This is a genomic window from Pseudomonas sp. DrBHI1 (assembly GCF_002205115.1).
GTDB classification, from domain to species: Bacteria; Pseudomonadota; Gammaproteobacteria; order Pseudomonadales; family Pseudomonadaceae; genus Aquipseudomonas; species Aquipseudomonas mosselii.
The window spans coordinates 77,670-88,790 of the sequence record NZ_NIBE01000026.1; the positions used below are offsets into that span (position 1 = coordinate 77,670).

Below are 11,121 nucleotides of genomic sequence, written 5' to 3' on the forward strand. Positions count from 1 at the left end.
CGGGCCTCGGCTTTGGCGCGCTCGTCAGCCTTGCGCTGAAGGTCGTCCAGACGTGCCGGGGTAAGCTGCTGCAGGCGAACCATCATGCCCTGCACCAGGTCGCGACGCATTTCCTGGCGGACCTGCGCTGCCTCCTGGCCTGAGCCGTTGATGTTGTTGCCGTCATACACGTAGTACTTTTGCACTTGCAGCTTGTCTTCCAGCAGCACGGTGTCGTTCTGGCCTTCGACCACATAGTTCAGCACGGTGGTCAGCTCGTATTCGGCCGAGCGGTTACCGCCCGTGTAGGTCGCAGCGCGCTGGGTCTCCTGCTCATTGGTAAGCACGAGCTTGTATGGTGCACCGGCGTAGACCTTCACGCCGCTGTTCTGCAGCGTGCGGCGCAGTTGGGTGACGGTTTCGCCATAGGCGTTGCGTGCGCTGAGGTCCAGTTCCTTGATGGTCAGCTCGGTGGTGCCTGTGCCGCGCAGCTGGAAACCGCAGGCGCTGAGCAGGACAGCCAGGCCCATTACCAGCAGATTGCGTTTGATCATGTGTGTAGCTCCCTCGTGGACCGATTACGCCCGCCTGCAGGGTGTGCAGGCGGGCGTTGCCATCAGTTGGCGACGATGTTGACCAGTTTGCCCGGTACGACGATGACCTTGCGGATGGTCAGGCCGTCGGTGAAGCGCAGGACGTTCTCGTTGCTGCGGGCGGCGGCTTCGATGTCCTCGCGGCTGGCGGCGGCCGGCATTTCGACCTGGCCACGCAGCTTGCCGTTGACCTGCACCACCAGGGTCACGGTGTCCTGCACCAGGGCGCTTTCGTCGACGGTCGGCCAGGCCGCGTCGATCGCCGCCTGATCATGGCCCAGCGCCTTCCACAGCTCGTGGGAGATGTGCGGGGTGATCGGTGCCAGCAGCAGGGTGACGGCCTCGAGGCCTTCGTGCAGCAGCGCGCGGTCCTGGGCGGTGGCCTGTGGGGCCTTTTCCAGCACGTTCATCACGGTCATCACCTGGGCGATGGCGGTATTGAACTTGTGGTACTGGCCCACGTCGGTGCTGGCCTGCTTGATGGCGGCGTGGATGGCGCGGCGGATGACCTTCTGCTCGTCGCTCAGGGCGGCGATGTCCAGCGGGCCCGGCAGGCCCTGGGTCACATGGGCCTGGGCCAGGCGCCAGACGCGGCGCAGGAAGCGGCTGGCACCCTCGACGCCGGAGTCGGACCACTCCAGGCTCATGTCGGGCGGCGAGGCGAACATCATGAACAGGCGGCAGGTATCGGCGCCGTACTGCTCGATCATCGATTGCGGGTCGACGCCGTTGTTCTTCGACTTCGACATCTTCTCGGTGCCGCCGATTTCCACCGGCAGGCCGTCGGTCTTCAGGCGCGCGCCGATGATCTTGGCCTTGGCGTCACGCTCGACCTCGACGTCGGCCGGGTTGAACCAGTCCTTGCCACCGTTGCTGGCGACACGGTAGTAGGTTTCGGCGACGACCATGCCCTGGGTCAGCAGGTTCTTGAACGGCTCGTTGGAGGTCACCAGGCCTTCGTCGCGCATCAGCTTGTGGAAGAAGCGCGCGTACAGCAGGTGCAGGATTGCGTGTTCGATACCGCCGATATACTGGTCCACCGGCAGCCAGTGGTTGGCGGCTTTGGGGTCGACCAGGCCCTTGTCGTAGTTCGGCGAGGCGTAGCGGGCGAAGTACCAGGACGACTCCACGAAGGTGTCCATGGTGTCGGTTTCGCGCTTGGCCGCGGTGCCGCATTTCGGGCAGGTGCACTCATAGAATTCGGGCATACGCGCCAGCGGCGAGCCGGCGCCGTCTGGGACAACGTTTTCCGGCAGGGTGACGGGCAGCTGGTCTTCCGGCACAGGTACGTCGCCGCAGGACGGGCAGTGGATGATCGGGATCGGGCAGCCCCAGTAGCGCTGGCGGCTGATGCCCCAGTCGCGCAGGCGGAACTGGGTGCGCGACTTGCCCAGGTCCTTGCGGATCAGCGCGGCCTCGATGGCGTCGAAGGCGCCCTGGAAGTCCAGGCCGTCGAACTCGCCGGAGTTGATCAGCTGGCCATGCTCGCCGTAGGCGGCCAGCCACTCGCTGCCGACTTCGTCGCCGACGCTGGTGCGCACCACTGCCTTGACCGGCAGGTTGTACTTGTGGGCGAACTCGAAGTCGCGCTCGTCATGGGCCGGCACGGCCATGACCGCGCCGTCGCCGTAGTGCATCAATACGTAGTTGGCGACCCACACCGGCAGTTTTTCGCCGGTCAGCGGGTGCTCGACGAACAGGGAAGTGGCCATGCCTTTCTTCTCCTGCGTGGCCATGTCGGCCTCGGCGACGCTGCCGCTCTTGCACTCGTCGATGAACGCCTGCAGCGCCGGGTTGCCCTGGGCGGCCTGGGTGGCCAGCGGGTGTTCGGCGGCGACGGCCACGTAGGTCGCGCCCATCAGGGTGTCCGGGCGGGTGGTGAAGACCTTCAGGGTGCCCGGGTGACCGATGCTGGCCTGGTCGTACGGGAACTGCACCTCCATGCCGCGGGACTTGCCGATCCAGTTGCGCTGCATGGTCTTGACCTGCTCGGGCCAGCCCGGCAGCTCATCGAGGCTTTCCAGCAACTCGTCGGCGTAGTCGGTGATGCGGAAGTAGTACATCGGGATTTCGCGCTTCTCGATCAGCGCGCCCGAACGCCAACCACGGCCGTCGATGACCTGCTCGTTGGCCAGTACGGTCTGGTCCGCCGGGTCCCAGTTCACGGTGCCGTTCTTGCGGTAGATGATGCCCTTCTCGAACAGGCGGGTGAACAGCCACTGCTCCCAGCGGTAGTAGTCCGGCTTGCAGGTGGTGACTTCACGCGACCAGTCGATGGCCAGACCCAGGCTCTTGAGCTGGGTCTTCATGTAGTCGATGTTCTCGTAGGTCCACTTGGCCGGGGCGACGTTGTTCTTCATCGCGGCGTTTTCCGCCGGCATGCCGAAAGCGTCCCAGCCCATCGGTTGCAGGACGTTCTTGCCCAGCATGCGCTGGTAGCGGGCGATCACGTCACCGATGGTGTAGTTGCGCACGTGGCCCATGTGTAGCTTGCCGCTCGGGTACGGGAACATCGATAGGCAGTAGTACGTGTCTTTGCCTGGCTGTTCGGTGACAGCGAACGATTGTTGCTCGTCCCAGGCATTCTGGGCGGCGGCTTCTACATCACGGGGCGTGTATTGTTCGTGCATGGCTACTTTGTATTGAGAGGAATAAGAGACATGTTCCAGGCAGCTCGACCTCGCTGCGTCCGGCACTCCGGTATCTTATGAGAGTGAACGCCGTAGCATACATGAGCGCCGCGCGTCGTGGGAAACCCTGATTGCATTGCCCGTCGCCCGGGCCGTTGGTCGCGGCGCCCGGTCGCTTTTGCGAGTGACGCTAAGCTCATCTGTGGGGGGAGATATTCTTACCTTCAATGAGGTGAACGGATGGGAGAGTCGCAACTAACCGCAAACAAGCCGGAGCTATATGAACGCCTGATCGACCGCCTTGGCCTGGCACTGGAAGTGGCCAGGACCTCGGTGCGATTGCGCGACGAGATGCCTGCCGAACTGGAGTTGCGTGGCCTGAGTCATGCCGAGTTCGAGGTCATCAAGGCCTATCTGGAAACCCTTCCGGAGAGCCGTTTTGCCAGTGCCGGTGCCTACCCGCAACCGGAGCCTTCCTCGGCCAGGATCGTCTGGCTCAAGGACCGCAAGCGCTCCGGCGCTCCAGCCAGCTCCAGGACGTTGCCGTTCCGATAGCCGTTCAGGGTTGCAGGCGCGGATCGACGCGCCGGTTTTACGCAATGCATGCATCGATCGGCGCCGGTTGCCCTTGAGGCCCGGTGCCGATCCTCTTAGGCTGCACGCCTTCCATGGAGGTGTGTGATGCCGCTGCGCTTTTTCATCAAACAATGGCTGATGCCGCCCGGCATCCTGTTCCTGCTGTTGCTGGCTGCCTGGTGGTGGCGCCGTCGCCGTCCGCGTCTGGCGGTGGCCTGTTTTGCCCTGGGCTTGGGGGGCTTGTGGTTGATGAGCCTGCCGTTGACTGTCGAGCAGGTTGCCCGGGCCCTTGAAACAGAGCCAGCGTTGAGGGCCGATGAATGGTCGAGTCTGGCGACCAGGGCCGATGCCATCGTGATCCTGGGGGCCGGGCGCGAGCGCGGTGATCCAGCGTGGGAAGGCACCGACCAGCCGACCTACATCGCGCTGGAGCGCATGCGCTATGCCGCCCAGCTGGCCAAGGCCTCGGGGTTGCCGGTGCTGACCAGCGGTGGCTTGCACTATGGCACGCCGCCCAGTGAAGCTCAGCTGATGGCTGACCGGCTGGTGGCCGACTTTGCTGTGAAGGTCACCTGGAAGGAGGAGGCTAGCCGCACCACCTGGGAAAACGCCGAGTTCAGCGCCAAGGTGTTGCAGCCACTGGGCATCAGGCGCGTGGTGGTGGTGACCCAGGCCTGGCACATGCAGCGTTCGCGCTGGAGCTTCGAGCGGGCCGGGTTCGAGGTGGTGTCGGCGCCGGTGGGCTTCCTCGGGCGCGATCATGCGCGACCGTTCGCCGGGTTGCTGCCGGAAAGCCGGGCCATGTGGCAGAGCGGGCAGTTGCTGAACGAGGCGGTGGGGTTGCTGGGGTATCGGTTGTTCTACTGATGTCCAGCGTACACACCCTCTGAGCGGCCTTGTGTCGCGAAAGGGCCGCAAGGCGGCCCCAGGATCTCATTGTCGACGCAAAGACCGCTGGGGCTGCTTCGCAGCCCTTTCGCGACACAAGGCCGCTCCTACAGGGGGTGTCGATCAGACTGTCTTGGCAATCCGCCCGGCCAGCAGCGCCCACCCCAGCAATAGCACGCAGACGATCGCCAGCGGCCACGAGCGCCATTGCAGGTAGGGCGTCAGCTGTTGCATTGGCACCACTTCGCCGTACAGCACGCCCCGCTGGAACTGCGGGATTTGCGCGGTGATCCTGCCGAACGGGTCGATCAGTGCCGTCACGCCGTTGTTGGTGGCGCGGATCATCCAGCGACCGGCCTCCAAGGCACGCATCTGGGCCATCTGTAGGTGCTGCAGCGGGCCGATCGATGTACCGAACCAGGTGTCGTTGCTGATGGTCAGCAACAGGTCGCTGCGTGCGGCAAGGCTGGCGGCGAACTCGGGATAGACCACTTCGTAGCAGATGTACGGGGCGACCTGGTAACCCTTGGCCTGCAGCAGGGGCTGGTCCTCGGGGCCGCGGGCGAAGTCCGACATCGGCAGGTTGAAGAACTCGATCAGGCCGCGCAGCATGTCCTGCAGTGGCACGTACTCACCGAACGGCACAAGTTTCTGCTTGAGGTAGGTGCCGTCGCCTTCGCCGGTCACGGTGACGCCGTTGAAGTAGCGGCGCTGATGGTGGACCATCTGCCGCACCGGTACCCCGGTGATCAGCGCCGAGTGCCGTTCGGCGGCAAAGCTGCCCATCATGTCGATGTAGCCCTGGGCCTGGTCCTTGAGCACCGGCACGGCGGTTTCCGGCCAGACCAGCAGGTCGACGGGTTTCGAGCTGAAGCTCATGTCGCGGTACAGCGCCAGTTGTGCATTGACGTGCGCCGGGTCCCATTTCAGGTCCTGCTCGACATTGCCCTGCAGGGCGGCGACCTTCAGCGGATCGCCCACCGGCTGGGTCCAGGCATGGTCCTTGAGGGCCAGGCCGAGGATCCACGGCGCCACCAGCAACACCGCGCCGACCGCCAGGAACGAACGGCGTTCACGCAGGCGGTACAGGTTGCACAGCAAGGCGGCGCTCAAGGCCAGGACGAAGGACACCAGCCAGACGCCGCCCAACGGGGCGAGGCCGGCGAGTGGACCGTCGAGCTGGCTGTAGCCAGCGTACAGCCAGGGAAAGCCGGTGAGGAACCAGCCACGGAAGGCCTCCTGCAGCAACCACAGGGCGGCGAAGCACAGGGCATCGGCCAGTGGCGCCTCGTCGCGGCGCAGCCAGCGCGCCCAGAGCCAGGCGGGCAAGGCGAAGAAGAACGCCAGGCAGGCGAAGAACGCCAGCAGCAGGGCGATCGCCAGCAGTGGCGAGGCGCCCCCGTAGGTGTTCATGCTGACGTAGATCCACCAGGTGCCGGCGCCGTAGAGGCCGAAGCCGAAGCACCAGCCACGGCCCAAGGCCTGGCGCGGCGTCAGTTCGCGCAGGCCGGCGTAGAACAGGGCGATGGAGAGGATGGCCAGCGGCCAGACGTCGAACGGTGCCAGGGCCAGCAGGGTGGAAGCGCCGGCCGCCATGGCCAGCAGGTTACCGGGCCAGCCGGGGCGGGTGATCCAGCGCATTTTCGTCCTTAACGGTTGATCGGGGTCAGGCGCAGCAGGTGTACCCGCCGGCTGTCTGCGTTGAGAATACGGAAGCGGTAGCCGCCGATCTCGGTGGTTTCATTGCGCTTGGGCAGATGGCCGAAAGCGCTCATCACCAAACCGCCGACGGTGTCGAACTCGTCATCGGAGAATTCGCTGTCGAAGAACCCGTTGAAGTTCTCGATCGGCGTCAGCGCCTTGACCAGGAAGTCGCCGCTGGGCAGCGGCTTGATGTAGCTGTCTTCCTCGACATCGTGCTCGTCCTCGATATCACCGACGATCTGCTCGAGCACGTCCTCGATGGTCACCAGGCCCGCCACGCCGCCGTACTCGTCGATGACGATGGCCATGTGGTTGTGGTTGGCGCGGAACTCGCGCAGCAGCACGTTCAGACGCTTGGACTCGGGCACGAAGGTGGCCGGGCGCAGCAGGTCCTTGATGTTGAAGCTGTCGCCGTTCTCCTTGAGGATCAGCGGCAGCAGGTCCTTGGCGAGCAGGATGCCGAGCACATCGTCATGGCTCTCGCCGATCACCGGGTAGCGCGAGTGCGCGGCGTCGATCACCGCCGGCAGGAACTCGCGCGGCGACTGGCTGGCCTTGATGCTGATCATCTGCGAGCGCGGCACCATGATGTCGCGCACCTGCAGGTCGGCGACCTGAATGGCGCCTTCGACGATGGTCAGCGCTTCGCTGTCGAGCAGCTTGTTCTGATGGGCTTCGCGCAGCAGCTCGAGGAGCTCCTGGCGGTTTTTCGGCTCATGGGCAAAAGCCTGGGTCAGTTTACCCAGCCAGGACTTCTGCCCGTTGCTCGATCGGTCTTCGCTCATGGCGGTTACTCGTGATCCTTGCAGTATCAGTGTGTGATTGTTTCGGTTTCGTCGTCGGCGTAAGGGTCCGGATGACCCAGTTCCGCCAGCAATTGCCGTTCCAGCGCTTCCATTTCCTCGGCTTCATCCTCTTCGATGTGGTCGTAGCCGAGCAGGTGCAGGCAGCCGTGGATGACCAGGTGCGCCCAGTGCGCCTCCAGGGCCTTGCCCTGTTCGGCGGCCTCGCGCTCGACCACCGGCACGCAGATCACCAGGTCGCCCAGCAGCGGGATGTCGAGCAGCTCGTCGGGCACGTCGGCGGGGAAGGACAGCACGTTGGTTGCGTAGTCCTTGTGCCGATAGGTGTGGTTCAGCTCGCGGCCTTCGGCTTCGTCGACCAGGCGAATGGTCATTTCCGAGTCGGCGCTGCGCTGGCGCAGGGCAAGTTCGCACCAGCGGCGCAAGGCGGCGTCATCGGGGGTAGCGGCGTCCGTGGCCCGTTGCAGGTCGAGTTCAAGCATCTTTGCCGGGTGCCTCGGGCTTGGCCTGACGGGCGTCGAAGCGGTCGTAGGCTTCGACGATACGCTGCACCAACGGGTGGCGTACCACGTCCTTGGGCTGGAAATGGGTGAAGCTGATACCCGGGACGTCCTTGAGCACCTCGATCACATGGGCCAGACCCGACTTGGTGCCGCGGGGCAGGTCGACCTGGGTGATGTCGCCGGTGATCACCGCGGTCGAGCCGAAGCCGATGCGGGTGAGGAACATCTTCATCTGCTCGAGGGTAGTGTTCTGGCTCTCGTCGAGGATGATGAAGCTGTTGTTCAGGGTACGGCCGCGCATGTAGGCCAATGGCGCGATCTCGATCACCTGGCGCTCGATGAGCTTGGCCACGTGCTCGAAGCCGAGCATTTCGTAGAGCGCGTCGTAGAGAGGGCGCAGGTACGGGTCGATCTTCTGGGCGAGATCGCCGGGCAGGAAGCCGAGCTTTTCGCCGGCCTCGACCGCCGGGCGCACCAGCAGGATGCGGCGCACCTGTTCGCGCTCCAGCGCATCGACCGCGCAGGCCACGGCCAGGTAGGTCTTGCCGGTACCGGCCGGGCCAATGCCGAAGTTGATGTCGTTGGCCAGGATCTCTTTGACGTAGCGCTGCTGGTTGACGCCGCGCGGACGGATGTTGCCCTTGCGCGTGCGCAGCGAAACGCTGACTTCGTTGACCGCCGGGTTCTCGAGGGTCTCGACCGTCGACTCCTGGAGATAGAGATGGACCGTTTCCGGCGACAGGTCGGTGGCCTTGGCCTCGCGATAGAGGCGGCGCAGCAACTGTTCGGCGGCGAAGGTGGTCTTGGGTTCGCCAATCAGTTCGAATTGATTGCCGCGGTTGCGGATCTCGATGGCCAGGCGTTGTTCGATCAGGCGCAGGTGCTCGTCGAACTGGCCGCACAGGTTGGCGAAACGATGGGCCTCGAAGGGTTCGAGGATGAAACGATGGGGTTGTATGGGTGCGTTCAAGGTCGTTTTTAGCCGCTCGACGGCAATGAATGTGAACTCAAGAATAACCCTTGAGTGGCAGTGGCGAAAGCACTGAAACGATCAAGGGTCGGTGCGACGCTTCCGATCCGCGTGCCGATCATGGCAGGGCAAGTTGACGAAACGGTGATGCCGGTGGGCCGTGCAGGGGCCGGGGCGGCTCAGGGCAGGGGCGAGAAAGGCGTGCGACCTTCGGCGTTCTGCAGTTCCAGCAGGTATTTGCGGAAGATCTGGCCGAGCACCTGGGTGGCGTGCTCGAGCTCGTCGCGGGGCATCTGCTCGGTAACTTCGTCGGCCATGTCCAGGGCGTCTTCGGCGCCGTTGACCGCGGCGATCTTGAGCAGGATGTAGGCCTGCACGTTATTGGCCTTGACCCCTTCGCCATGGAAGAACATCGAGCCCAGGCGGTACTGGGCCTGGCCCTGGCCCTGCAGCGAGGCCTTTTCGAACCACTTGAGCGCCTTGTCGAGATGGCGCGGCGTGCCGCTGTAGTAGAACTCGCCCAGCTCGTACTGCGCTTCGGCATCCCCGGATTCCGCCGTCTGCTCGCAGGCCTTCAGGGCGTTCTGCAGGTCTTCGGGTGCGGTATCGAGCGTGCAGCGGCCCGTCGTTGGAATCAGCAACGAGTTTCCGCCCTCCGCCAAGGTCAGCAGAGGCTGAAGAAGCAACAGGCAGCCCAGGGTCAGGGCGCGGCCGGTGCGGTTCATGGGGATCGACTTACCTCTGCAAAGCTACGGCCAATGTCTCTGGTGGCACATTATGGGATAAGCAGCGCCTACCTTACAAAGTTTTACTCAGATTTCTACTGGGTTGAGGGAGCCAACTGATTGCGCATGGGGATTTATTGATGGTACTGACCTTTGCGGGAGCGGCAAGGCAGCTCCCACAAAGGGGGGCAGCTATTTACTTCAGGGCAGCGAAGGCCTTTTCGGCGGCGTCCAGGGTGATCTGCAGTTCCTTGTCGCCATGGGCGATGGAGGTGAAGCCCGCCTCGAAGGCGCTTGGCGCCAGGTACACGCCGCCGTCGAGCATCAGGTGGAAGAAACGCTTGAAACGCTCGGCATCGCTTGCCATCACGTCGTCGAAGGTGACGATGTCGTCGGCACCGCTGAAGTACAGGCCGAACATGGCGCCCGCCTGGGTGGTGACGAATGGGATGCCGGCGGCATCGGCGCGTTGTTGCAGGCCATCGAGCATGCGGCTGGTGAAGGCGCTCAGCTCGTCATGGAAGCCCGGGCGGCTGATCAGCTTCAGGGTGGTCAGGCCCGCGGCCATCGCCAGCGGGTTGCCCGACAGGGTGCCGGCCTGGTAGACCGGACCCAGCGGGGCGATGCAACCCATGATTTCACGCTTGCCGCCGAAGCAGCCGACCGGCATGCCGCCGCCGACGATCTTGCCGAAGGTCGACAGGTCCGGGGTGATGCCGTAGTGGCCCTGGGCGCCACCCAGCGACACACGGAAGCCGGTCATCACTTCATCGAAGATCAGTACCACGCCATGCTGGTCGCACAGCGTACGCAGGCCTTCGAGGAAGCCCGGCGCCGGGGGGACGCAGTTCATGTTGCCGGCCACGGGCTCGACGATGATGCAGGCGACGCTCTGGCCGACGTCGGCCAGGGTCTTCTCGACGGCGGCGATGTCGTTGAACGGCAGGGTCAGGGTGTGTTTGGCGAAGTCCGCCGGCACCCCGGCCGAGCTTGGCACGCCTTGGGTCAGCAGGCCGGAACCGGCCTTGACCAGCAGGCTGTCGGAGTGACCGTGGTAGCAGCCCTCGAACTTGATGATGGCGTCGCGGCCGGTGTAGCCACGGGCCAGGCGGATGGCGCTCATGGTCGCCTCGGTGCCGGAGCTGACCATGCGCACCATCTCCATCGACGGCACGATCGAGCAGACCAGGTCGGCCATCTCGGTTTCCATGGCGGTCGGCGCGCCGTAGGACAGGCCGTGCTCGAGTTGTCTGCGCACGGCATCCAGCACGTCGGGGTGGCCGTGGCCGAGAATCATCGGGCCCCAGGAACCGACATAGTCGACATAACGCTTGTCGTCCTCGTCGATGACGTAGGCGCCTTCGGCGTGCTTGAAGAACAACGGGGTGCCGCCGACGCTCTTGAAGGCGCGCACCGGCGAGTTGACGCCGCCGGGGATGTGTTTCTGGGCTTGGGCGAACAGGGCTTCGGAACGGGACATGGAGTCTTCTCTCGAAATCAGGAAACGAACAGGGCGTTGAAGGCGCGGGCGCGGCGGGTGACTTCCTGCGCGCTGTCGGCACCGAACAGGCCGTGGATTACCGCCAGCAGGTCGGCGCCATGGGCGACCAGCGGGGCGGCGTTGTCGAGGGTGATGCCGCCGATGACGGCGATCGGCAGCTTGACCTGGGCGCGGGCTTGTTCCAGCAGTTCGACGCTGGCGGCGGGCGCGCCCGGTTTGGTGACGGAATTGAAGAAGCGACCGAAGGCG

10 protein-coding genes and 1 pseudogene are annotated in these 11,121 nt (G+C 64.6%); 2 read left to right on the forward strand and 9 right to left on the reverse strand.

Going from position 1 to position 11,121, the window contains the following annotated elements; translation table 11 throughout:
* Positions 1-533: pseudogene (gene lptE / locus CC207_RS04350) on the reverse strand (LPS assembly lipoprotein LptE); the annotation flags it as partial.
* Positions 534-595: 62 nt separating this feature from the next.
* Positions 596-3,202, reverse strand: a complete 2,607-nt coding sequence (leuS, locus tag CC207_RS04355) for a leucine--tRNA ligase (RefSeq protein ID WP_088851642.1) — start codon at positions 3,200-3,202, stop codon at positions 596-598.
* 240 nt (positions 3,203-3,442) lie between these two features.
* Here leuS and CC207_RS04360 point away from each other — a divergent pair, with 240 nt between their 5' ends.
* Both CC207_RS04360 and CC207_RS04365 read left to right on the forward strand, forming a co-directional pair.
* On the forward strand, positions 3,443-3,757 hold the full coding sequence (locus CC207_RS04360; RefSeq protein WP_028690399.1) for a hypothetical protein: 315 nt from the start codon (positions 3,443-3,445) through the stop codon (positions 3,755-3,757).
* A 126-nt stretch (positions 3,758-3,883) separates the two neighbouring features.
* Entirely contained in the window at positions 3,884-4,645 is a 762-nt protein-coding gene (locus CC207_RS04365) for a YdcF family protein (RefSeq protein WP_088851643.1), read from the forward strand.
* 144 nt (positions 4,646-4,789) lie between these two features.
* On the opposite strand, the gene lnt is transcribed toward CC207_RS04365, so the two are convergent.
* The 7 genes from lnt to CC207_RS27380 all read right to left on the reverse strand — a co-directional run.
* Positions 4,790-6,307: an apolipoprotein N-acyltransferase gene (lnt, locus tag CC207_RS04370; RefSeq protein ID WP_088851644.1), complete on the reverse strand. Its 1,518-nt coding sequence runs from the start codon at positions 6,305-6,307 to the stop codon at positions 4,790-4,792.
* Between the two features lie 8 nt (positions 6,308-6,315).
* Positions 6,316-7,155, reverse strand: coding sequence for an HlyC/CorC family transporter (locus CC207_RS04375; RefSeq protein WP_028690402.1), 840 nt, complete (start codon positions 7,153-7,155; stop codon positions 6,316-6,318).
* Positions 7,156-7,181: 26 nt separating this feature from the next.
* Positions 7,182-7,655 carry an rRNA maturation RNase YbeY gene (gene ybeY / locus CC207_RS04380; RefSeq protein WP_069016282.1) on the reverse strand — a complete coding sequence of 158 codons (474 nt, stop codon included), beginning with the start codon at positions 7,653-7,655 and terminating at the stop codon, positions 7,182-7,184.
* Positions 7,648-8,646, reverse strand: a complete 999-nt coding sequence (locus CC207_RS04385; RefSeq protein ID WP_028690404.1) for a PhoH family protein — start codon at positions 8,644-8,646, stop codon at positions 7,648-7,650. Before CC207_RS04385 ends, ybeY begins: the two co-directional genes overlap by 8 nt.
* A 179-nt stretch (positions 8,647-8,825) precedes the next feature.
* Positions 8,826-9,371 (reverse strand): tetratricopeptide repeat protein, encoded by a 546-nt coding sequence (locus CC207_RS04390; protein ID WP_028690405.1) that lies wholly within the window; start codon positions 9,369-9,371, stop codon positions 8,826-8,828.
* A 196-nt stretch (positions 9,372-9,567) separates the two neighbouring features.
* Entirely contained in the window at positions 9,568-10,851 is a 1,284-nt protein-coding gene (gene hemL, locus CC207_RS04395; RefSeq protein WP_028690406.1) for a glutamate-1-semialdehyde 2,1-aminomutase, read from the reverse strand.
* A 17-nt stretch (positions 10,852-10,868) separates the two neighbouring features.
* The coding region (locus tag CC207_RS27380) for a thiamine phosphate synthase (protein ID WP_256582002.1) at positions 10,869-11,121 on the reverse strand (253 nt) is incomplete at its 5' end.

What these genes read in the sequence shown, in the direction of transcription:
- leuS (WP_088851642.1), bottom strand. Translation starts at nt 3,202, where the DNA reads ATGCACGAACAATACACGCCCCGTGATGTAGAAGCCGCCGCCCAGAAT.
- CC207_RS04360 (WP_028690399.1), top strand. Translation starts at nt 3,443, where the DNA reads ATGGGAGAGTCGCAACTAACCGCAAACAAGCCGGAGCTATATGAACGC.
- CC207_RS04365 (WP_088851643.1), top strand. Translation starts at nt 3,884, where the DNA reads ATGCCGCTGCGCTTTTTCATCAAACAATGGCTGATGCCGCCCGGCATC.
- lnt (WP_088851644.1), bottom strand. Translation starts at nt 6,307, where the DNA reads ATGCGCTGGATCACCCGCCCCGGCTGGCCCGGTAACCTGCTGGCCATG.
- CC207_RS04375 (WP_028690402.1), bottom strand. Translation starts at nt 7,155, where the DNA reads ATGAGCGAAGACCGATCGAGCAACGGGCAGAAGTCCTGGCTGGGTAAA.
- ybeY (WP_069016282.1), bottom strand. Translation starts at nt 7,655, where the DNA reads ATGCTTGAACTCGACCTGCAACGGGCCACGGACGCCGCTACCCCCGAT.
- CC207_RS04390 (WP_028690405.1), bottom strand. Translation starts at nt 9,371, where the DNA reads ATGAACCGCACCGGCCGCGCCCTGACCCTGGGCTGCCTGTTGCTTCTT.
- hemL (WP_028690406.1), bottom strand. Translation starts at nt 10,851, where the DNA reads ATGTCCCGTTCCGAAGCCCTGTTCGCCCAAGCCCAGAAACACATCCCC.